Origin of the sequence: Mediterraneibacter torques (assembly GCF_044591705.1) — a bacterium.
Classification (GTDB): Bacteria; Bacillota; Clostridia; order Lachnospirales; family Lachnospiraceae; genus Mediterraneibacter; species Mediterraneibacter torques.
The window spans coordinates 1,151,533-1,172,570 of record NZ_CP172594.1 but is presented as its reverse complement, the minus strand read 5'-3'; the positions used below and the strand labels follow the sequence as shown (position 1 = coordinate 1,172,570).

17 protein-coding genes, 2 tRNA genes and 1 pseudogene are annotated in these 21,038 nt (G+C 40.9%); 16 read left to right on the top strand and 4 right to left on the bottom strand.

Annotated elements, in window-relative coordinates; translation table 11 throughout:
- Position 1: 1 nt before the first annotated feature.
- The 5 genes from iorA to ACH9UM_RS05365 all read left to right on the top strand — a co-directional run bounded on the left by iorA (position 2) and on the right by ACH9UM_RS05365 (position 4,686).
- Entirely contained in the window at positions 2-1,747 is a 1,746-nt protein-coding gene (gene iorA / locus ACH9UM_RS05385; RefSeq protein WP_009242212.1) for an indolepyruvate ferredoxin oxidoreductase subunit alpha, read from the top strand.
- Positions 1,748-1,750: 3 nt separating this feature from the next.
- Positions 1,751-2,323 (top strand): indolepyruvate oxidoreductase subunit beta, encoded by a 573-nt coding sequence (locus ACH9UM_RS05380; RefSeq protein ID WP_004845818.1) that lies wholly within the window; start codon positions 1,751-1,753, stop codon positions 2,321-2,323.
- 122 nt (positions 2,324-2,445) lie between these two features.
- On the top strand, positions 2,446-2,865 hold the full coding sequence (locus ACH9UM_RS05375) for an ACT domain-containing protein (protein ID WP_004845819.1): 420 nt from the start codon (positions 2,446-2,448) through the stop codon (positions 2,863-2,865).
- 32 nt (positions 2,866-2,897) lie between these two features.
- On the top strand, positions 2,898-4,229 hold the full coding sequence (locus ACH9UM_RS05370; RefSeq protein ID WP_004845820.1) for a phenylacetate--CoA ligase family protein: 1,332 nt from the start codon (positions 2,898-2,900) through the stop codon (positions 4,227-4,229).
- A 16-nt stretch (positions 4,230-4,245) separates the two neighbouring features.
- Positions 4,246-4,686: a hypothetical protein gene (locus ACH9UM_RS05365; RefSeq protein ID WP_004845821.1), complete on the top strand. Its 441-nt coding sequence runs from the start codon at positions 4,246-4,248 to the stop codon at positions 4,684-4,686.
- A 203-nt stretch (positions 4,687-4,889) separates the two neighbouring features.
- Here ACH9UM_RS05365 and ACH9UM_RS05360 read toward each other — a convergent pair whose 3' ends face one another.
- A complete protein-coding gene (locus ACH9UM_RS05360; protein WP_009242211.1) occupies positions 4,890-5,087 on the bottom strand; it encodes a cold-shock protein in 198 nt (65 codons plus the stop codon).
- A gap of 208 nt (positions 5,088-5,295) precedes the next feature.
- On the opposite strand from ACH9UM_RS05360, the gene ACH9UM_RS05355 reads away from it, so the two are divergent.
- The 5 genes from ACH9UM_RS05355 (at position 5,296) to ACH9UM_RS05335 (ending at position 12,079) form a co-directional block, all read left to right on the top strand.
- Positions 5,296-5,553 carry an HPr family phosphocarrier protein gene (locus tag ACH9UM_RS05355; protein ID WP_009242210.1) on the top strand — a complete coding sequence of 86 codons (258 nt, stop codon included), beginning with the start codon at positions 5,296-5,298 and terminating at the stop codon, positions 5,551-5,553.
- Positions 5,554-5,580: 27 nt separating this feature from the next.
- Positions 5,581-7,203, top strand: a complete 1,623-nt coding sequence (gene ptsP / locus ACH9UM_RS05350) for a phosphoenolpyruvate--protein phosphotransferase (protein ID WP_009242209.1) — start codon at positions 5,581-5,583, stop codon at positions 7,201-7,203.
- Between the two features lie 243 nt (positions 7,204-7,446).
- Complete coding sequence (locus ACH9UM_RS05345) at positions 7,447-8,751, top strand: putative DNA modification/repair radical SAM protein (protein WP_004845825.1); 1,305 nt, start codon at positions 7,447-7,449, stop codon at positions 8,749-8,751.
- 73 nt (positions 8,752-8,824) lie between these two features.
- Positions 8,825-9,610: a TIGR03915 family putative DNA repair protein gene (locus tag ACH9UM_RS05340; RefSeq protein ID WP_004845826.1), complete on the top strand. Its 786-nt coding sequence runs from the start codon at positions 8,825-8,827 to the stop codon at positions 9,608-9,610.
- A 78-nt stretch (positions 9,611-9,688) separates the two neighbouring features.
- Positions 9,689-12,079, top strand: a complete 2,391-nt coding sequence (locus ACH9UM_RS05335) for an ATP-dependent DNA helicase (protein ID WP_004845827.1) — start codon at positions 9,689-9,691, stop codon at positions 12,077-12,079.
- On the opposite strand, the gene ACH9UM_RS05330 is transcribed toward ACH9UM_RS05335, so the two are convergent.
- A complete protein-coding gene (locus ACH9UM_RS05330) occupies positions 12,076-12,966 on the bottom strand; it encodes a LysR family transcriptional regulator (RefSeq protein ID WP_009242207.1) in 891 nt (296 codons plus the stop codon). The genes ACH9UM_RS05335 and ACH9UM_RS05330 overlap by 4 nt on opposite strands.
- 140 nt (positions 12,967-13,106) lie before the next feature.
- Here ACH9UM_RS05330 and ACH9UM_RS05325 point away from each other — a divergent pair, with 140 nt between their 5' ends.
- Both ACH9UM_RS05325 and ACH9UM_RS05320 read left to right on the top strand, forming a co-directional pair.
- A complete protein-coding gene (locus tag ACH9UM_RS05325) occupies positions 13,107-13,844 on the top strand; it encodes a TIGR01906 family membrane protein (RefSeq protein ID WP_004845829.1) in 738 nt (245 codons plus the stop codon).
- A 101-nt stretch (positions 13,845-13,945) separates the two neighbouring features.
- Positions 13,946-17,701, top strand: coding sequence for a phosphoribosylformylglycinamidine synthase (locus ACH9UM_RS05320; protein WP_009242205.1), 3,756 nt, complete (start codon positions 13,946-13,948; stop codon positions 17,699-17,701).
- 198 nt (positions 17,702-17,899) lie between these two features.
- Here ACH9UM_RS05320 and ACH9UM_RS05315 read toward each other — a convergent pair.
- Positions 17,900-17,973 (bottom strand) — tRNA-Met (locus ACH9UM_RS05315).
- A 37-nt stretch (positions 17,974-18,010) separates the two neighbouring features.
- Positions 18,011-18,083 (bottom strand) — tRNA-Val (locus tag ACH9UM_RS05310).
- 326 nt (positions 18,084-18,409) lie between these two features.
- Here ACH9UM_RS05310 and ACH9UM_RS05305 point away from each other — a divergent pair.
- The 4 genes and pseudogenes from ACH9UM_RS05305 to ACH9UM_RS05290 all read left to right on the top strand — a co-directional run.
- Positions 18,410-18,501 (top strand): annotated as a pseudogene (locus ACH9UM_RS05305) (IS200/IS605 family transposase); the annotation flags it as partial.
- Positions 18,502-18,619: 118 nt separating this feature from the next.
- On the top strand, positions 18,620-19,246 hold the full coding sequence (locus ACH9UM_RS05300) for a hypothetical protein (protein WP_004845833.1): 627 nt from the start codon (positions 18,620-18,622) through the stop codon (positions 19,244-19,246).
- A gap of 2 nt (positions 19,247-19,248) precedes the next feature.
- Positions 19,249-19,800, top strand: coding sequence for a 2-C-methyl-D-erythritol 2,4-cyclodiphosphate synthase (ispF, locus tag ACH9UM_RS05295; protein ID WP_009242204.1), 552 nt, complete (start codon positions 19,249-19,251; stop codon positions 19,798-19,800).
- Positions 19,801-20,997 (top strand): GNAT family N-acetyltransferase, encoded by a 1,197-nt coding sequence (locus ACH9UM_RS05290; RefSeq protein ID WP_009242203.1) that lies wholly within the window; start codon positions 19,801-19,803, stop codon positions 20,995-20,997. It abuts the gene before it with no gap.
- Positions 20,998-21,038: the final 41 nt, after the last annotated feature.

Genomic DNA, 21,038 nt, shown 5'->3' with positions numbered 1-21,038 from the left:
TATGGCAGAGAAAGTGATCATGCTCGGCAATGAGGCGATTGCGAGAGGAGCATACGAAGCAGGGGTAAAGGTATCGTCTGCTTATCCGGGAACTCCGAGTACCGAGATAAGTGAATACCTTGTACAATATAAAGATGATGTGTATGAAGAGTGGGCGCCGAATGAAAAAGTGGCGACAGAAGTGGCGGTCGGAGCAAGTCTTGCCGGAGTACGTTCTATGGCATGCATGAAGCATGTCGGTTTGAATGTGGCGGCAGATCCGCTGTATTCGGTTTCTTATATGGGAGTAAACGGAGGACTTGTTCTTGTTGTTGCAGATGATCCGGGACTTTACAGTTCTCAGAACGAACAGGATACGAGGATGGTTGCAAGAGCCGCTCAGATTCCGGTGATTGAACCGTCGGACAGTGCGGAGGCAAAAGATTTTTTTAAGACGGCGTTTGAATTGAGTGAACAGTTTGACAGACCCTTTATTTTCAGGACAACAACAAGACTTGCACATTCGCAGGGAATTGTAGAGTTGTGTGATCGTGCGCAGGTCGAAGATAAACCGTATGAGAAAAATATTCCGAAAAATGTCATGATGCCGGGAAATGCGAAACTTCGTCATGTCGAAATTGAAAAACGCAATCTTGAACTGGCAGAAGCAGCGAATACACTTTCGCTGAATAAGATGGAGATGAATGATACAAAGATAGGAGTTATTACAAGCGGTATCCCTTATCAATATGTAAAAGAAGCGCTTCCAGATGCATCTGTTCTTAAACTTGGACTTGTGAATCCTCTTCCGAAAAAATTGATCGAAGAGTTTGCATCAAAAGTCGAGACGCTGTATATCGTAGAAGAACTTGACCCGGTAATTGAAGAACAAGTTCGTTCATGGGGAATTCCGGCTGTAGGAAAAGAAATTTTTACAGTGCAGGGCGAGTACAGTGCCAATATGCTTCGCAAAGCGATACTGAAAGAAAATCCGGATCTGAAAAAACCGGCAGAAGCTCCGGGAAGACCGCCGATTCTTTGTCCGGGATGTCCGCATAGAAGTGTTTTCCATGTATTGAATAAGCTGAAAATGCATGCTGCCGGCGACATCGGATGTTATACGCTTGGAGCGGTTGCGCCTTTGAGCGTAATCGATACGACGATGTGTATGGGATCAAGCATTTCGACGCTTCATGGAATGGAGAAAGCAAAAGGAAAAGAATACATAAAAAATTGGGTTGCCGTAATCGGCGATTCCACCTTTTTGCATACAGGCATCAATTCATTGATGAATATGGTATATAATCATGCGACAGGAACAGTACTGATCCTTGATAATTCGACAACAGGAATGACAGGACATCAGGACCATGCGGCTACAGGGAAAACTTTGCAGGGCGATCCGACATATGCGATTGATATTCCGGCTTTGTGTCGTGCAGTGGGCGTGAAAAATGTTTATGAGATCAATGCTTTTGATCTTTTGCTGCTTGAAAAAACGATCAAAGAAGAGGTGGCAAGAGACGAAGTATCGGTCATTATTACAAAAACTCCGTGTGTACTTCTTGATAAGAGGAAAAAGCCGCTTTATATTGCACATGCCGATAAGTGCAAAAAATGTGGAATGTGCATGAAGCCGGGATGTCCGGCAATGACGAAAAACCCGGACGGAACGATTCATATTGACGATACAATGTGTACAGGATGCGGTTTGTGTAAAGATTTGTGCAAATTTGATGCAATCGAGCTTATAAAGGAAGGTGAGTAAGGGATGGCTGTGAAAAATATTATGATCGTCGGTGTGGGCGGACAGGGAACTTTGCTCACAAGCCGCATTCTCGGAGGTCTTACGATCGCGGGCGGATATGATGTGAAATTATCGGAAGTTCACGGAATGGCACAGAGAGGCGGAAGCGTCGTTACATTTGTTCGATACGGAGAAAAAGTGGCGGAACCGATTGTGGAAGAAGGGCAGGCAGATGTAATTATTGCATTTGAGCGGCTTGAGGCGCTTCGCTATGCGCACTTCTTGAAGAAAGACGGAGTGTTGATCGTAAATGACTGGCGAATCGATCCGATGCCTGTCGTGATCGGAGCAGCCCGGTATCCGGAAAATATTTTAGAAGATTTGGAAAAAGAATATAAAGTCTATAAAGTAGATGCAACAGAAGAATCAAAGAAACTGGGAAATCCGAAAGTGTTTAACCTGATCGTCCTCGGCGTAGCGGCACAGCATATGGATTTTACAAAAGAGCAGTGGTATGAAGTGATAGAGAAAACGGTTCCCCAAAAGACAGTCGAATTAAATAAGAAAGCTTTTGATGTGGGATATACGTTGAAATAGGTGGAAGCCATATAAAAGAAAAAGACATATGATAATGAATGTATCGTAACAACAAACAATCTGTGTGAAAAAATATTGGCAGATATTGACAGAGAATCTAAAAGGAAAGGCGGTGATAGTTAATGATCAGGCAGATATCAGTTTTTGTGGAAAATCAACCGGGAAGTATGATGAATGTGACAAACGTACTTACTGAGGCGCATGTCAATATTCGTGCAATTTCAACATTTGATACTCCGGAATTTGGCATAATGCGTTTGGTAGTAGATGATCCGGTCCGCGCAAAAGAAAGTTTAACGTCAAAAGGGTTTGTAAATCGCGTCAGTGATGTGATCGGTGCGGAACTAAAAGACGAAAAGGGAAATCTGAATCAGATGTTGAAAATACTGGCAGACGGACAGATCAATGTAAATTATATCTATTCTTTCGTAATCCGAGAAGGGAAAGCCCCGGTCATGGTATTTCATACTGATGACTTTGAAAAAGCGGAGAGCGTTCTGAAGCAGGCGGATGTAAAGCTTGTGGAGGAAGAGGATTTATAAAAGATATATAATTGACTAAAGGAGAAGAAATAATGGCTGCAGTATCAAGAGAAAACTGGGTTGAGAGGATTCGTGATCCTAAGATTGAATGCATGAGCAGGGACGAGATGGCCGCTCTTCAGAGCAGACGGCTTGTCGAGGTAGTAAACAGAGTATATAATAATGTAGAATTTTATCGAAAAAAAATGCAGGATATGGGAATAGAGCCCGGTGACATCAAATCTATTGAAGATATCGGAAAACTTCCGTTTACAACAAAAGAAGATTTAAGGGAAAATTATCCTTTTGGACTTTTGGCAATACCGAAAAAGGATGTTGTCCGTGTGCAGGGAACATCCGGTACAACAGGAAAACTGACGATTGCTCCTTATTCGCAGAAAGATGTAGAAGTATGGGGGGAATGTGTGGCAAGAGAACTGACGATGGCAGGACTTACCGAGGAAGATATTATACATGTCTGTTATGGTTATGGTCTGTTTACCGGAGGCCTTGGACTGGATTTTGGAGCAAGAGCGCTCGGGGCAATGGCGATTCCGATGTCTGCAGGCAATACAAAGCGTCAGATGATGTGTATGGAAGATCTTGGAGCCACTGCATTTGCGTGTACGCCTTCGTATGCTTTGTATCTTGCAGAATCCATTCAAGAAGCAGGGATTGTTGACAGGCTGAATCTGAAAGTCGGTATTCACGGCGCAGAACCGTGGACGGAAGAAATGCGGAAAAAGATTGAAGATATCCTTCACATTAATTGTTTTGATATTTACGGACTTTGTGAAATTACAGGTCCGGGAGTGGCTCAGGATTGTATCCATAAAGCGGGACTTCATGTACAGGCTGATTATTTCTATCCTGAAGTTTTGAATCCGACAACCCATGAACCGTGTGCGGACGGAGAAACAGGCGAACTTGTGTTTACAACTCTTGCGAAGGAGGCAATGCCGCTTTTAAGATATCGGACAAAAGATCTTACAAGTATTGATCACAGTACCTGTGCCTGTGGAAGAACACTGCCGAGAATTTCTAAATTTACAGGAAGAACCGACGATATGAAAGTAATTCGCGGTGTAAATGTATTCCCGACTCAGGTTGAAACGGCGCTTCTTTCAATCGGAGGAGTTGTAGCGCCTCATTATATGATGATTGTTGACAGGGAAGATAATCTTGATGTACTGACTGTTATGGTAGAGGTAGACGAATCTGTATTTTCAGATGAAATCAGAAAACTTGACGCTCTCAGAAATAAGATTGCAGCTACATTAAAGACTGCGCTTGGCGTATCTGTAAAAGTGAAGCTTGTAGAGCCGAAGTCGATTCAAAGAAGTGAAGGAAAAGCTGTTCGCGTGATTGACAACAGAGATCTGTAGAAGGAGGAGAGAACGAATGGGAATTACAATTCAACAACTGTCGGTATTTCTTGAAAACAGAGAAGGAAGACTGGATGAAGTCCTTTCTGTATTAGCGGGAAATGATGTCAATATCGTTGCCTTAAGTTTGGCTGATACAACAGAATACGGAATGCTTCGTATGATCGTGTCGGATCCAAACAAAGGAAAAGCGGTTTTAAAAGAAAACGGAATTACGGCAATGCTGACAGATGTCATTGCTCTGCGAGTTCCTCATGAGACAGGGTCTTTGAGCCGTGCGATGCATCAGATTGTAGACGGAGATGTAAATATTGAATATATGTATGCTTTTGCAAACGGAGAAGATGCCTCTGCGGTTTTAAAATGTGATGATCCTGCAAGGGTTGTAGATATTTTGAGAGGAAGCGGATTCGATGTATGGGAAGCTTCAGAAGCATATGTGTCTAATATAAAATAGCACGAGCAAAGCTAATAACGGTATAAAACATACAGGAACAGAGTCTGTTTAAAACTGTTCCTGTGTTATAACTAAAAACAAGAAAAACCGGGCAGTTCGATTACTGTCCGGTTCTCTTTTTTAATCTCATTTCTCTGTATTGCTTTTTAATAATAAATAAATCGAGTTTGTTTATATATTAAAAGGTACATTAAAAAATCTGATTAAAGTTTTACTACGTTAGTTGCCTGCGGTCCTTTAGCGCCTTCTGTTACTTCGAACTCTACAGCCTGACCCTCTTCCAGAGTCTTGAATCCATCCATTACAAGTCCTGAATAGTGAACGAAAATATCGTTTCCTTCTGAGTCAGAGATGAATCCGTAACCTTTCTGGTTATTGAACCATTTCACTGTACCTGTCATTGTGTTGCCCTCCATTTAAGAAAAAATAAATATGTTTCTGTATTAAAAAATGAGTTTTCAATACCGGCTAAGTTTAGCATGGTTAACAGCAAAAGTCAACGGATGATTGATAAAAGTGTGACAGAAAGATTGAAAAATTAGTGAATATGTTATATACTGTAAAAAGTACAACAAAAGTACGATGAAATCATTAAGGAGGACTAAGAGAATGAAAGAATTTAAATACGTTGTAACAGATCCGGAGGGAATACACGCAAGACCGGCAGGAATTCTTGTAAAACAGGCAGCAGGATATACATCATCCGTTAAAATTACAAAAGGTGATAAAACAGCAGATGCAAAGAGAATCTTCGGAGTGATGGGGCTTGGCGTAAAAACAGGCGAAGAAGTTACGATTACAGTAGAAGGTGACGATGAAGATAAGGCATTTGCAGAATTAGAGGCATTTTTTAAAGAAAATTTATAAATCGGATTAAGGGAGAATTTATAAATTATGATTACAATAAAAGGAAAAAGTGTATTTGGCGGCGTTTCTATTGGAAAGATCATGTTTTATAAAAGAAATGAAAAAGTGATCAAAAGAACGCATGTAGATGATGTCGATGCAGAGTGGAAGAGATTCTGCGATGCAAAGGATACGGCAGTATCCCAGTTGAAAGAATTGTACGATAAAGCAATAGAAGATGTCGGAGAGGCAAATGCGATGATTTTCGAGATCCATCAGATGATGCTTGAGGATCTTGATTATCTTGAGTCTATTGAGAATATCATCCGTACACAGGAAGTGAACGCAGAATTTGCAGTTGCAACAACAGCAGATAATTTTGCACAGATGTTTGCTGCAATGGACGATGCTTATATGCAGGGAAGAGCGGCGGATGTAAAAGATGTGTCTGAGCGGGTATTGGATATTTTGTGCGGAGTATCCGGCGGTATGAAAGAGATGACTGAGCCGTGTATTATCGCGGCAGATGATCTGGCTCCGAGTGAGACGGTACAGCTTGATAAGAGCAAAGTTCTCGGTTTTGCTACAATGTATGGATCTTCCAATTCACATACGGCAATTCTTGCCCGTACAATGAATATTCCGGCGGTGATCGGACTCGGAGAAGATCTGTTGACAAAATATGACGGTAAAATGGCGGTGATTGACGGATTTACCGGAATGTTATACATTGATCCTGATGAAGAAACAATGAAAGTCATGGAAGAAAAGCGCGCGAAAGATCAGGAGCAGAAAGCGCTTCTTGAGCAGCTTAAAGGAAAAGAAAATGTAACTAAGAGCGGACAGAAGATCAATGTGTATGCAAACATCGGTAATGTTTCAGACGTAGGAGCAGTATTGAAAAATGATGCGGGCGGTATCGGTTTGTTCCGAAGCGAGTTCCTGTATTTGGAAAATTCGGATTTCCCGACAGAAGAGCAGCAGTTTGCAGTGTACAAACAAGTCGCTGAAAATATGGCAGGCAAGAAAGTAATCATTCGTACACTGGATATCGGTGCGGACAAGCAGGTTGATTATTTCGGACTTGATAAAGAAGAGAATCCGGCTCTCGGATATCGAGCAATCCGTATTTGTTTGACGAGAAAAGAGATCTTTAAGACGCAGCTTAGAGCTCTTTATCGTGCGGCGATGTTTGGAAATATCTCTATTATGTTCCCGATGATTATTTCAGTTGCGGAAGTTCATGAAATTAAAGCCATCATTGCAGAGGTGAAAGAAGAGCTTAAAAACGAGGGAATCCCGTTTAAGGATGATGTGGAACTCGGCGTTATGATTGAGACACCGGCATCTGTTATGATCAGTCGTGAATTGGCGAAAGAAGTGGATTTCTTCAGTGTGGGAACAAACGATCTTACACAGTATACATTGGCGATTGACCGTCAGAATGCAAAATTGGATAAGTTTTATGATCCGCATCACCCCGCAGTACTTGCTATGATCAAGATGGCGGCGGATAATGCCCATGCAGAAGGTGCTTGGATCGGTATTTGCGGTGAACTTGGAGCAGATCTTGAATTGACAGAAGAATTCCTTAAGATGGGATTAGATGAGCTGTCAGTATCTCCGGCTATGGTTCTCCCGCTTAGAAAGCGTATCAGAGAGTGCGAATAAAGCAAATATAAATTGCATATAAAGAGCAGATAAAAAGCTGATTTTTAAATGGTAAGTTTGAAGCTTATCGTTTAGGATCAGCTTTTTGTTATAGATAAAATTGGGGGATTTTATAGTGTGTTACAAAGTTTCTTGCTTGAGTTATTGTGGCGGATGCAGAATAGACTCTTGAAAAAACAGAACATATGTGCTACTCTTTGATAGAACACATGTTCTAACAAGAAAGAGGAAGGTTTTCGGAAAATGTTGAAACTGATGCAGACGGAGATGACTTTAGGAGAAAAGCTAGAGATATTGTCTGATGCGGCAAAATACGATGTTTCATGCACATCTGGCGGCACAGAGCGCAAGGGAGACGGAGAAGGAATGGGAAACTGCAGGAAAGCAGGAATTTGTCATAGTTTTTCGGCAGACGGGCGGTGTATTTCTCTTCTGAAGATTCTCTTTACAAATGAATGTATTTATGATTGTAAATATTGCGTGAACCGATCAGGAAATGATGTTGTACGTACATCTTTTACTCCGGAAGAAGTATGTACTTTGACGATGGAGTTTTATAGAAGAAATTATATAGAAGGATTATTTTTAAGTTCAGGGGTTTTAAAAAGTCCGAATTATACAATGGAACTTTTGTATACAGTGTTATACAAGCTGCGCCATGAACACAATTTTCAGGGATATATTCATGTGAAAGCGATTCCGGGAGCGGATTCTCGTCTTATTCAGATGACGGGGTATCTTGCAGATAGGATGAGTGTGAATATAGAACTTCCTACTGCGGAAAGCCTTCGTCTTTTGGCACCGCATAAAACGCGGAAGAATATCCTTGCACCAATGCGTTTTGTACAGCAGATGTCAGCGGAAAATCAATATGAAATTCAAACTTATCGTCATGTGCCTAAGTTTGTTCCGGCAGGACAGAGCACGCAGATGATCATAGGCGCTACACCGGAGTCTGATTATCAGATTTTGCATGTGGCAGAGTCGTTGTATAAAAAATTTGATCTTAAGCGAGTATTTTATTCTGCATTCATTCCGGTCAACGAAGATAAAAATCTTCCGTCTGTCAAAGAGCAGCGACCTCCTCTTTTAAGAGAGCACAGGCTTTATCAGGCTGACTGGCTTCTCAGATACTATCATTTTGAAGCAGGAGAACTTTTGGATGAAGAAAATCCTAATTTTAATGCATATCTTGATCCGAAATGCTTTTGGGCGTTAAGGCATCTCGAAGAATTTCCGATCGAGATAAATTACGCGGCATATGATATGCTTCTTAGAGTTCCCGGAATAGGGTATAAATCAGCATCGCGCATTGTGAAAGCGCGCAGGATGGGGATGCTTGATTTTGAAGATTTAAAGAAAATGGGAGTTGTTTTGAAGCGGGCGCTCTATTTTATTACATGTAAAGGAAAAATGATGTATCCGATTCGAATGGATGAAGATTATATTACAAGAAATCTCCTTAATACAAAAGAAAAACTGCCCGAAGGCGCAGATGGGATGAGCTTTCGTCAGTTGTCGTTATTTGACGATATGGGGATAGAATAGGAGGTAAAATAAGAGCTGCTGATTTTTGGTTACTTTGAAAAATAAGAGAATATCCGGCAGATTGGGGGAAGCGATGAAACAGATCTATATATGTGAAGATACGATAACCGGCATTTATTCAGCTTTGCATGATGCCTGGAAAGAATGCAGAGATACGCAGGCGGGTGTCGAACTGAGGGGGAGGACACAGCGGCAGCTTTTTTGTGAGTACAGAATAGTAGAAGAATCAGAAGAAAAAGCGCTGAGATTAGAAAGAATGATAAAGCATCATCTCGGATACAATGCCTACTGGGAGATTTACCATGCGCTTCTTTCGACAGATGACAGAAAAGGAACGGTAGTATTTGAAGTGCTGCAGGAAGCCAGAAAAATCAGGCAGAGTGAAAAGATAATGGAACATTTAGGGTGTCCGGCAGTTGCGGATGTATTTTCTATGAGCAGGAGCGTGTCCAATGAAGCGCATAGATATGAAGAATTTATTCGTTTCAGAGAACTTGAAAACGGAATTTTGTTTTCGGAGATTACTCCGAAAGCGCAGATTTTAACTTGTGTTGCAGATCATTTTGAGGATAGGTTTCCATTGGAAAATTGGATCATATATGATAAAACGCATAAAGTATGTCTTGTACACGGAGTTAGGAAAAGATGGAGACTTGTGTGGGGAGAGCTTTTTAATGAGAGAGCGGCAGAGAATATATCGGAAGAGGAACGGAAATATGAGTTTTTGTGGAAGCGGTTTTTTCATTCGGTTTCGATCAAAGAGAGGGAGAATCCCAAATGTCAGCAGGCGCACCTTCCTTTTCGATATAGAGGGGAAATGACGGAATTTAGTTGTGCGGAAGATAAAATAGGATTATGATAGAACTATCATGAAAATTTCAAAATGCAGATAAGATGCGGTGAAGTGAAAGTGCTTATATGAATATCCGAAATTTTGATGAAATACGAAGTGACAGAACGGGCAGAGATATTATTGAAAGAAGAAGTGAAGATTGTTCGTATTTCCGTGAGAGATTTAGTTGAATTTGTTTTGCGGGAAGGCGATATCGATAATCGAAAAATAGGAATGTCAGATAAAGATGTTATGGCTATGGGCGGAAGGCTTCACAGAAAAATACAACGGCAGATGGGATCGGATTATCATGCGGAAACAGCGATGAAGCTTCAGATTCCATGTGGAGAATTCGATCTTAGAGTTGAGGGGCGGGCAGACGGAGTTATTATAAAAGGGGATACATCTGAAGTAATTATAGATGAGATTAAAGGTATTTTGCGTGATTTGAGTTTGATCGAACAGCCGGTGAATGTCCATCTTGCTCAGGCAAAATGTTATGCGTATATATATGCAAAGCAGCATAGCCTGCGTGAAATCGGTATTCAGATGACATACTGCAATTTGGATACAGAAGAGATTCGACGATTTTTATCACACTATACGTATGAAGCATTGGAATGCTGGTTTGAAGAATTGATCAGTAGTTATGAAAAATGGGCTCGATTTCAGATTAAGTGGGAGGAAAAGAGGAATTCGTCAATTCGATTGGTTGAATTTCCGTTTTCTTACAGGGAAGGGCAAAGAGAGGTGGCAGCGGCGGTTTACCGTACTATATTACGGAAAAAGAAGCTGTTTCTTCAGGCTCCGACCGGAGTCGGAAAAACGATATCTACTTTGTTTCCGTCGGTAAAAGCGATAGGAGAGGGGCTGGGAGAAAAGATTTTTTACCTGACGGCAAAAACAATTACAAGAACTGTTGCGGAACAGGCGTTTCGGATACTGGGAGAACAAGGTCTGCAGATGAAAGTGATTACGCTTACTGCGAAAGAAAAGATATGTAAATGTGAGGAGACAGAATGCAATCCTGTTTCATGTCCATATGCAAAAGGTCATTTTGACCGCGTGAATGACGCAGTGTATGATCTGATAATGAATTACAATGAAATTACAAGAGACGTGATTGAAAATCAGTCTGAAAAATATATGGTTTGTCCTTTTGAAATGTCATTGGATGTTTCGTTATGGGTAGATGCAGTTATATGTGATTATAATTATGCGTTTGATCCGACGGCACATTTGAAACGTTTTTTTTCTGAAAATGCAGGGAAAAAATATATTTTTCTTGTAGATGAGGCGCATAATCTTGTCGAACGAGGAAGGGAAATGTACAGTGCCCGGTTGTATAAAGAAGATTTCCTTGAATTGAAAAAAATGATGCGTGTTAAAGAACCGATTCTTTCAAAAAAAGCAGACGAAGTAAACCGACAGTTTCTTTTATTAAAGAGAGAATGTGAAGAATATAGAGTGCTTGAAAGTGTTTCTCATCTGGCGATAAAATTGATGAATCTTTTGGCGGAGATGGAACGTTTTTTTGAGAAATCTTCCGAATCGGATAAACGGGATCAAGTTTTAGAATTGTATTTTAAAGTAAGAGAGTTTTTAAATATTCATGATATTCTGGATGAAAATTATGTTATATATAGTGAGTATCAGCAAGACGGCAGATTTATGGTAAAGCTTTTTTGTGTAAATCCGGCAGTGAATTTACAGGCATATTTAGAATATGGTATCGGAACGGTCTTTTTTTCGGCAACGCTTCTTCCGGTCCGTTATTATAAAAAGCTTTTATCGATTGAAACAGATGATTATGCGATCTATGCGGATTCTCCGTTTCCGAAAGACAGTCGGCTGCTTTTGATCGGAAGAGATGTGAGTACAAGATATACACAGCGTGGGCCGGAGATGTACCGGCGGATTGCGTCATATATTGTGGGTGCAGCAGATGCGAAAAAGGGAAATTATATGGTGTTCTTTCCGTCCTATCGGGTAATGGAAGAAGTGCATAGTGTTTTTTCGGAAAAGTGCGGAAAAATTTCTTCTGCTGTTCAGTCTCCGTTTATGAGTGAAGAAGACAGAGAGGTGTTTCTTAAAGAGTTCGATGAGATAAGGGAAGAAAGCTTTGTCGGTTTTTGCGTGATGGGAGGAATTTTTTCTGAAGGGATAGATTTGCCGGAAGATAAGTTGATCGGTGTGATCATTGTTGGAACAGGACTTCCTCAAGTATGTAATGAACGGGAGATTGTCAAACAGTATTTTAGCGGAATCGGTTCAGATGGTTTTGAATATGCATATCTCTATCCGGGGATGAATAAAGTGCTTCAATCTGCAGGAAGGGTGATCAGGACAGAAAAAGACAGAGGACTGATCCTTTTGCTCGATGAGCGGTTTTCCACAGGAAGGTATCGGGAATTATTTCCCAGAGAATGGAGTAATGCCCGACACTGTACTGCGGAAAGTTTGACGAGTTACATGCAGGAATTTTGGGAATGTTAGCATGTTTTATCACGGAAGTAACTCAAAAATTCCATTGAGGCACGTGAGAGCGGAAGGTGTTCGTTGTATGCGATAGCAAGTTCGCGCTCGGGAAGTTCTTCTTTTGTGTGCAGGATGAATACGTCTTCGCTGTCAGGGGAAATACAATAGTCCGGCACAAAAGCAATGCCTAATCCTATGCGTGCCAGATCGATCAGCAGATCATTGCTCGTAAGTTCGATTTCGGGAACAAGATCGAGCTGATGTTGTTGAAATACCTGATGAAGAAATTCGTTGGTCGTACTGTTTTTGTCCAGCATTAAGATGGGATATTTCAACAGTTGGGAGAAAGTCAGAGTTTCTCCTTTTAGTTTTTGGAAAGTATTTCCGGCGATAAACACGTCTCTGAATTTTTTGATGCGCATAACGGAAGTTGTTGTTCCGAGGTGATTGTTCGGAAAGTTTACAACAGTAAGATCTACAAGTCCGTTTCGCAGAAGCTCGGCACATTTCATGGACGTTTGGTTGATTACTTTGATATGCGCGCCGGGAAATGCTTTATGAAAGCGCTCTAAGTAAGGAATCAGGAAATAGCGGCATATAGTATCGCTGGCACCGATGCGTATTTGCCCTCCGGTTGATGCCGCGTCGAGAAGTTGGGTTTCACCTTTTTGAATCAGATTCATAGCGGGTTCAACATGCCGCATAAGAATTTCTCCTTCGGGAGTCAGTTGAACTTTTTTTGTACTTCTGATAAAAAGTGTCTGATCTAGTTTTCTCTCTAATGTTTTGATAGACTGGCTGACTGCGGATTGTGAAATATAGAGCTGTTTGGATGCTTCTGAAAAGTTTAAAGTAGAAGCAACGTGATAAAAAACTTTGTAAAGTTCATAATTAATATCGATCACTATTAGACCTCCTAATAAATACTACAGGTATTATAAGATATATTTTATAAAATTACAATAAATTTGGAGGATAGTAGAGCGGTGACAGGAAGATTATTGTTTGAGATTCATAAAAAAGTGAGATGTATGGGAGACGTAGAATGAATGGGAAAACCAAGAAAATTATTCAGTGGACAGCGGGGGTGATTTTTTCATTATTAATCATTTTTGTAATTTTGATTTCTTCTTTTGAAATTGTTCTGTATTCGGATATGAGTGTTTACCGCAAAGAATATGAAAAGTATGAAGTGTTGGATGAATTGGATATGACGATGGATGATGCAATGTATGTGACACGTGAAATGATGGATTATTTGCGGGGAGATAAGGAAACATTATCTGTTATCACAGAAGTGGAGGGGAAAAGACAAGATTTTTTTAATGAACAGGATAGGTTTCATATGAGAGAGGTCAGAGATATTTTTGCCGGAGGGCTGCGATTGAGAACTGCGGCGCTTGTGGCGGCAGCAGTCTCCCTTTTGATTCTATATATGTGTCGCGCGGATGTTAAGAAGATCCTTCCACAGACATATCAGGTGGCAGTGGGGATTGTTTTGATCCCGACAGCAGGGATCGGAATTGCCGCGGCGATTGATTTTAATTCAGTATTTGTACAGTTTCATAATATCTTTTTTGACAATGATCTTTGGCTGTTTGATCCGGCGGAAGATTTTATGATCCGAATGCTTCCCGAAGGTCTTTTTTATGATATGGCATTCAGAGTCGGAAGCCTATTTGCCGGGATTCTTGTAATACTTTTTCTGTTAAGTCTTTATATGAGATGGAGAGAAAACAGTCGAAAAGTAAAAGAAAAAACAGGAAAAAAGAAAAATGATTAGTATTGCTTATTAGAAAGTTTAGTTATATTAATTATACTAATGATGTGAAGTGTGGTACGATACAAACAGAGGTTTTCAGTTAAAAATGGAGGAGACAACATATGAGTAATGTGAAACGTGTATTTGTAGAGAAGAAGCCGGAGTTTGCTGTTGCTGCGAAGGAGCTGGGTCATGAAATCCGCCATTATCTCGGTATTACAGATGTGACGGGAGTGCGTGTGCTGATTCGATATGATGTGGAAAATATTTCAGATGAAACTTTTGAAAAGGCATGTCAGGGGGTATTTGCAGAACCGCCTGTAGATATTCTTTATAAAGAGACATTTAATATGTCTGATGCGGATCACAGCTTTTCGGTAGAGTATCTTCCGGGACAGTTTGATCAAAGAGCTGATTCGGCAGAACAGTGTGTAAGATTTATTAAAGAGGATGAAACACCGGTGATCCATACGGCAACGACGTATGTGATCGAAGGTACGATTTCGGAAGAAGAATTTGCGGCGATAAAGAATCATTGTATCAATCCGGTTGATTCAAGAGAAGCCGGAGAAGAAAAACCGGAAACACTCGTGACGGTTTTTGATGATCCGGAAGATGTGATCGTATTTGAAGGATTCAAAGAAATGAAGGAAGACGAACTAGAAAAGCTTTATAGTTCATTGGGGCTGGCAATGACTTTTAAAGATTTTCTTCATATTCGCAATTATTATAAAGATGAAGAGCATAGAGATCCGACGATGACGGAGATCCGAGTTCTTGATACATACTGGTCCGATCATTGCCGTCATACAACATTTTCGACAGAGTTGAAGGAAGTATCTTTTAATGAAGGTTTTTATAAGAAACCGATTGAGGATACATATAAAGCATATCTGAAAGATCATAGTGAGATTTTCGCTGGTAGAGAGGACAAGTTTGTCTGCCTGATGGATCTGGCGTTGATGGCAATGCGCAGATTGAAAAAAGAAGGAAAACTTCAGGATCAGGAAAAATCAGATGAAATCAATGCATGCAGTATTGTGGTTCCGATCAAAGTGGACGGCGTAGAAGAAGAGTGGCTGATCAACTTTAAAAATGAAACGCATAATCATCCGACGGAAATCGAACCGTTTGGCGGCGCGGCTACATGTCTTGGCGGTGCGATTCGAGATCCGCTGTCAGGTCGTACATATGTATATCAGGCAATGAGAGTGACAGGAGCTGCAGATCCGACAGTATCTGTAGAAGAAACATTAAAAGGAAAGCTTCCGCAGAAAAAACTTGTTAGGGGAGCGGCTTCAGGCTACAGTTCTTACGGAAATCAGATAGGATTGGCTACAGGTCTTGTAAAAGAGATTTATCATCCTGATTATGTTGCAAAAAGAATGGAAATAGGAGCGGTATTGGGAGCGGCTCCGAGAAGGGCGGTAATCCGGGAGAATTCTGATCCGGGAGATATTATTATTTTGCTTGGCGGACGTACAGGACGTGACGGCTGTGGCGGTGCGACCGGTTCGTCTAAAGTGCATACAGAAGAGTCGATCGAAACATGCGGTGCGGAAGTTCAGAAAGGAAACCCGCCTACAGAGCGTAAGATTCAAAGATTATTCCGCCGTGAAGAGGTAAGCTGCCTTATTAAAAAATGCAACGATTTCGGTGCGGGAGGAGTGTCTGTGGCAATCGGCGAACTGGCAGATGGTCTCCGGGTTGAACTTGATAAAGTGCCGAAGAAATATGCAGGTCTCGACGGAACAGAAATTGCAATTTCGGAATCCCAGGAAAGAATGGCTGTTGTTGTAGATCCAAAAGATGTAGAGAAGTTTATGTCCTATGCGAAAGAAGAGAATCTGGAAGCGACGGAAGTAGCGGTTGTTACAGAAGAGCCAAGACTTGTTCTTGTATGGAGAGGAAAAGAGATTGTCAATCTTTCCCGAGCGTTTTTGGATACGAATGGAGCGCATCAGGAAACGGCGGTAGAAGTGGAAATACCTCGTCAAGAAGAAAGTTTATTTGTTAAAACAGCAGTAAGTGATGTGAAGGAAAAATGGCTGGATGTATTAAGCGATTTGAATGTCTGCTCTCAGAAAGGACTTGTTGAGATGTTTGACGGTTCAATCGGCGCAGGCTCGGTCTTTATGCCTCACGGTGGAAAATATCAGATGACAGAGACACAGGCCATGGTAGCAAAGGTTCCCGTGCAAAACGGAACAACTGACAGTGTGTCTATGATGAGTTATGGATTTGACCCGTATCTTTCAAGTTGGAGTCCGTATCATGGCGCAGCTTACGCGGTTGTTGAATCGGTTGCCAAGATAGTTGCGGCAGGTGGAGATTACAGTAAGATCAGATTTACGTTTCAGGAATATTTCAGAAGAATGTCAGAAGATCCAAAACGTTGGAGCCAGCCTTTTGCAGCGCTTCTTGGAGCTTATGCGGCACAGATCGGATTCGGACTTCCGTCGATCGGAGGAAAAGACAGTATGTCCGGAACATTTCAGGATATAGATGTTCCGCCGACTTTGGTTTCGTTTGCTGTAGATATGGCAGTAGAAAAAGAAATTATTACGCCGGAATTGAAAGAGGCAGGAAATAAGCTTGTGTGGCTGAAAGCGGCTCGTGATGAGTATGACCTTCCTGTTTATAGCCGGATTATGGAACAGTATAGCAAGTTTACAGAAGATATCAGAAATGGAAGAGTTGTTTCGGCTTATGCGCTTGACAGACATGGTGTTGTTTCGGCAGTCAGCAAAATGGCATTCGGAAATCAAATGGGTGTATGTCTTGAAAGCAGTTTGGATAAAGATGCGATTTTTGCTCCTGCATTTGGCGATATCGTCGCAGAGGTTAAAGCAGACACGTTTGAAGAGCTTGTGGGAGAATATACTTTGATCGGTGAAGTGACAAATGAAAAGGCGTTCGCATATGGCGATGTGAAGATCGGTATGGATGATGCGCTGGATGCATGGACAAAACCGCTTGAAAAAGTATTTGCAACAAAATCAGCGGAAAGTTCGGATATACCGGTAGAGGAAAAGTTATACGATGCTTCAACCGTGCATGTGTGCAGCCATAAGATCGGACAGCCTACGGTGTTTATTCCGGTATTCCCGGGTACAAACTGTGAGTATGACAGTGCGAGGGCTTTTGAGAGAGCCGGTGCAAATGTGATTACGAAGGTGTTTAGAAACTTAGATGCAGAAGACATCCGTTCTTCGGTGGAAGAGTTTGAAAAAGCGATTTCTAAAGCGCAGATTATTATGTTCCCCGGTGGATTTAGTGCGGGAGATGAACCTGATGGATCGGCAAAGTTCTTTGCAACAGCGTTTAGAAACGCAAAGATTAAAGAAGCGGTAGATAAATTGCTAAATGAACGCGACGGACTTGCATTAGGCGTATGCAATGGTTTTCAGGCTTTGATCAAGCTTGGACTCGTTCCATATGGACAGATCGTCGGACAGACCGATGATTCTCCGACTTTGACGTATAACACAATAGGACGTCATATATCGAAGATGGTTTATACAAAAGTGGTTACAAATAAATCTCCATGGCTTGCAGAGGCAAAACTCGGAGGCGTATATACAAATCCTGCGTCTCATGGAGAAGGACGATTTGTTGCGAGTGAAGAATGGATTGACAAGTTGTTTGCGAATGGTCAGGTGGCGACACAATATTGTAGTCCTGAAGGACATATTACGATGGATGAAGAATGGAATGTTAATGGATCTTATCACGCGATTGAAGGAATCACAAGTCCGGACGGTCGAGTGCTCGGAAAAATGGCTCACTCTGAAAGAAGGGGTAATTCTGTTGCGATTAATATTTATGGAGAGCAGGATCTTAAGATTTTTGAATCCGGAGTAAAATATTTTAAGTAAAAAGTCAGTAATGCAAAAGCAGGGCATATGCGAGTGTATGCTCTGCTTTTGTATGATCATTTAATATTGTCAGAGCAGGAGGGGGGCAGACTTATGTTCAAAAGTGAGAAAAAGCAGAGGGGTGAGGGGGATAACAACAGATGAAAAGGAAAAGAATATAATAAAAACTCCAAGAAAATATCTTGGAGTTTTTATTAGTAGCGGAAACTGGATTTGAACCAGCGACACCACGGGTATGAACCGTGTGCTCTAGCCAACTGAGCTATTCCGCCATAACTTGAACAAAATGTTCCGAATATTTGTAAGTTATGGGGCCTATAGGGCTCGAACCTATGACCCTCTGCTTGTAAGGCAGATGCTCTCCCAGCTGAGCTAAGACCCCATATTGTTTTGGGTTTCAGAAGCTTTTCCGTAACCCGCTTCGCTATTATACTATTATTTTTCATCAAATGTCAACACTTTTTTTAAAAAAATTTTTATTTTTAAATTTTTTAATTTTTAAGGTAAATGTAAGAGTAAAATCCAGTTTCTATGTTCATTTTCGGAAATCTGTTTTCCATTAATTTTAAAAAGGTGCAGGTATATGTTTTTTAACCTACCTTTTACAAGGAATCCTCTACTTCTAAAGAGGGGAAGGAATTGAGTTATATATTATTCATAAGTACACAAAGATATGATATTATATAAGCAGTCGAAATGATGAAAGATCATATTCTTTTTAAAGCACATCCGAAGTCTGAAATCAGTAAATTTATAAATGTTCATAAAAGTGCAGCCACAGACTTCTGAAAAAGAATTTCCACAGATTCGTGAGAAGTCCTCACCTCTTTAGGCGGTGGGAGTATGTCACGAGTTGCTTTAAGAAAAAAGAAAAATATGTTACAATAAAGCACATAATAATTACGGAGGAAGAGGAAAATGAATAAAAAGGCATGGTATACCTTTCGGATTGTTTTAGGAGGATATTTAGCTTGGCTTGGGATAAGGATGTTGATTGAAATGGTAAATGAAAAACCGAATAATATGGTTTTTATGTGTGTGATGTCTGTAATCTTTATATTGATCGGTTTAGCCTATGCTATTTATTATGTGAAAAAAATGTTTGATCTGAAAAAAGAAGATCATAGGATTGAAGAGGAAGATAAAGAGGCATTCGATGCGGGAAAAGATCAGGCGGATCGAAAAAGAAGAAAAAATGTTTTGCCGGAAATTGGTCCGAATGAGGAAATGAAAAAAGAAGCAGAGCAGGGGAAAACAGATAAGGAAACAGCACAGTCCGGTAATAACATCGAAAAAGAGGCAGAAAAGTTAGATGATAAAGCAGAAGGAGAAACGGAAAAATCAGGCTATAAGGCAGGATCGGAGACAGAACAATCGGATGATAAAGTGAAAAAAGAGGCAGAAAAGCCAAATGACAAAAACGAGGAAGATGCAGAAGATGAAATGATAAAAGAAGGTGGAAAAAATCAGGAGCCTGAATTGGCAATGGAAGAATTTATTGAAGAGACGGAAACAGAGATAGAAAATGATTATGAGGAGAGATGAGCATGCGAGTAGGTATGGGATATGACGTTCACAGATTGGCGGAAGATAGAAAGATGATTTTGGGAGGCGTGGAAATTCCGTATGAAAAAGGTCTTTTGGGCCATTCGGATGCAGATGTGCTCGTGCATGCGATTATGGATGCGCTTTTAGGAGCTGCGGCATTAGGTGATATCGGGAAACATTTTCCGGATACCGATCCGGAATATAAAGGGATTTCCAGCATTCGGCTTCTGAAACATGTAGGAGGGCTTTTGGATGAGAATAGGTATATGATTGAAAATATCGATGCGACGATCATTGCTCAACGTCCGAAGATGCGCCCGTATATTGATACAATGCGTCAAAATATTGCAGATGCACTCTGTATTGAGATCGATCAGGTCAATGTCAAAGCGACAACGGAGGAAGGACTTGGGTTTACAGGGGACGGAGAAGGGATTTCTTCTCAGGCGATTTGTGCGATCGAGAAATATACAAATTACAGCAGTACGGATGTCTCTTCGGATTGTGGAATGTGCGGAGGATGTTGTTCGCGCATCGGGAGGAACGAGTAAATGATCATCCGTAAATTAGAGCAGAGCGAACATATTGCGACACGAAAATTGTGGGAAGAAATATTTCCGGAAGATACGAAGGCATTCCTAGACTATTATTACTATATTAAAGCGGCAAAAAATCAAATTTACGTTGTGGAAGAGGATGGGAGAATTTGTTCAATGCTTCAGTTGAATCCATATCGGATCCGGCTGGAGGATAAAAGCTTTCCGTCAGAATATATTGTCGCTGTTGCAACGAAAAAAGAATATCGCAGTCGAGGATATATGCGGGCGCTGCTAAATACTGTTTTGGAACGGATGCATTCGGAAAAAGTGCCGTTTACATTTTTAATGCCTGCGGCAGAAGCGATTTACAGACCTTATGATTTTAGATATATTTATGACCAATGCATGCAAGAAGTCAAAAAAGATGAGACAGCAGATGCTAGAAATCGTGAAAGTGAGCCGCAGAAAGAAGGAACGCTTGAATTTTCAGATGCGGGATTGTGGGACGCAGAAGAGATGGCAGATTTTTTTGAGGAACATTTTTCGGATTCGTGGCAAGTATATGCTCAGCGAGATACAGCCTATTATCAGACGATGATATTGGAGCGGCAAAGTGAAAAGGGCGGGGTTAGACTTATGCGGGAAAACGGTGTGTTGAAAGGGTTTTATGCCTACGCCTTAGAAGAAGGACTTGAAGTACGAGAGCCGTTGTATCTGAATCAATTTGAAGGGGAATTTGAACGGTCGATGCAGATGCTGTTGGATAAAAGCAATATCCGGAAAGTGGATCAAAATGAAAACAGAGTACAGCAATCGCTGAGAATTTATGCTCCTTTAAATAAAAAAAGTTGTAAAATGCGGTCTATGATTATGGCAAGAATTGTTTGTTTGCCTGAATTTTTAAAAGCAATGATCGTCGATGAAACAGAAACTCTTGAATGTTCTTTTGCTGTGCTTGACTCTATTTTGTATAAAAACAGCTGTGTATGGAAATTGACAAGCGTACAGGGCGAGAAAGAAATACATGTACAGGAGACCGAAGATTCACAAGGAGTATTTCCGATAGCGGATTTGACAGAATATTTGTTTGGAAGGATCGATTTGGAAGAACTGCGTGAAAGAGAGGGCGTGATCTGTACAGCTGAGCTTGGTGAAGAGTTAGAGAAAATAGAAAAACTGACAAGAGTATATTTCAATGAGGTTGTCTGAGAGGAAAAGTGCTCAAAAGAAAAAGAAGCAACGGCGATTTT